At 59.7% G+C, this 1,450-nt stretch carries 1 protein-coding gene; it reads left to right on the forward strand.

Annotated features, from left to right (window positions below):
- Window positions 1-549: 549 nt before the first annotated feature.
- On the forward strand, window positions 550-1,450 hold a 901-nt coding region (locus VXC91_RS45530; protein WP_329513201.1), incomplete at its 3' end, for a reverse transcriptase/maturase family protein.

Genomic DNA, 1,450 nt, shown 5'->3' on the forward strand with positions numbered 1-1,450 from the left:
TAGTAGTCGGTGCGCCATGAGGTGCGCTGGTGTATCGCCCGCGCAGCGGGCAGAGACGAGAGGAGTTGTCTCTGGATCTGATGGCTGACCCGGTCTCGAAAGGGTAACCGGGGAAAATAGCATGCCAGGAAACCGGCAGTTCACGCCCAGGCGTACGGGGTGGCGTGCCGGGAGATCCGCACGATATGGCGAAAGCTGAATTGCCTGAATCCCAGTCTCCAGAAGGTGAAATATGGCACCTACCGGAAAGACGCCTGAAACCGGTACCGGCCCCTGCGGCGGGTTAGCGACTTGCCCGCTGCAATCCTCTGGGGCGCAGGAGCGATGTCCTGTCAGGGCATTCAAGGAGACGAACAGGACGCCTACGTCGTGCTCGATACGTACAGCAGTCGTGAACATGGGATCGCCTAAGAGACGCGAGTCTTATGGCGACGGAGTGCCCGCAGTAGTCGTCGGGGTAACGTCCGGCCAATCTGGTGACCGCTAATGACGGTCCACAGGGCGAAGGGGCACAGGCGATGAACGGTTAAGAGCCATGAGGGATGCGCAATGCAGGAAGCCGAAGTGGTACTGAACGTTCTCCGCGAGCGTGGCAGGAAGGCCCTGCCGCTCACGCAGCTCTACCGGCAGATGTTTAACAAGGAGTTGTACCTGCTGGCGTACGGGAACATCTACTCCAACCAGGGGGCGATGACGCCTGGGGTCAGCGAAGAAACCGCAGACGGTATGTCCGAGGAAAAGATCGAACAGATCATTGGGCTGATGCGGCAGGAACGGTACCGGTTCTCACCCGCCCGCCGCGTCTACATTCCGAAAAAGAATGGAAAGTTCCGCCCTCTCGGACTGCCTTCATGGTCTGACAAGCTGGTGGGTGAAGTGGTCCGTCTGCTTTTAGAGGCTTACTACGATCCGGGGTTCTCCGAGCGCTCACACGGTTTCCGGAAAGGGCGAGGGTGTCACACCGCACTGCGGGAGATAAACAACACCTGGACCGGAACCGCATGGTTTGTCGAGGGTGACATCTCTGACTGCTTCGGCAGTTTCAACCATGAGATCCTTCTCGGGCTACTGGCGGAGAAAATCCATGACCAGCGGTTTCTCCGGCTTATTCGTCACATGCTGCAAGCCGGGTATCTGGAAGACTGGGAATACCGTGACACGCTCAGTGGCGTTCCGCAAGGCGGCGTGGTATCCCCAATCCTCAGTAACATCTACCTGCACAAGCTCGACGAATTTGTCGAGCGGGAACTGATTCCGCAGTACACGCGAGGAGCGCTCCGAACCGCTAATCCCGCCTACAGACTGGTAGACAGTCACCTCAGGAGGGCACGGCGGCGCGGGGACCGGGCAGAGGCCCGGCGCCTGGAACACCAGATGCGCTCGCTCCCGTCAACCGACCCGATGGACCCTGGCTACCGCCGCCTCAGATATGTGAGGTACGCGGACGATC

The organism is Streptomyces chiangmaiensis, assembly GCF_036281785.1.
Lineage (GTDB): Bacteria > Actinomycetota > Actinomycetes > Streptomycetales > Streptomycetaceae > Streptomyces > Streptomyces chiangmaiensis.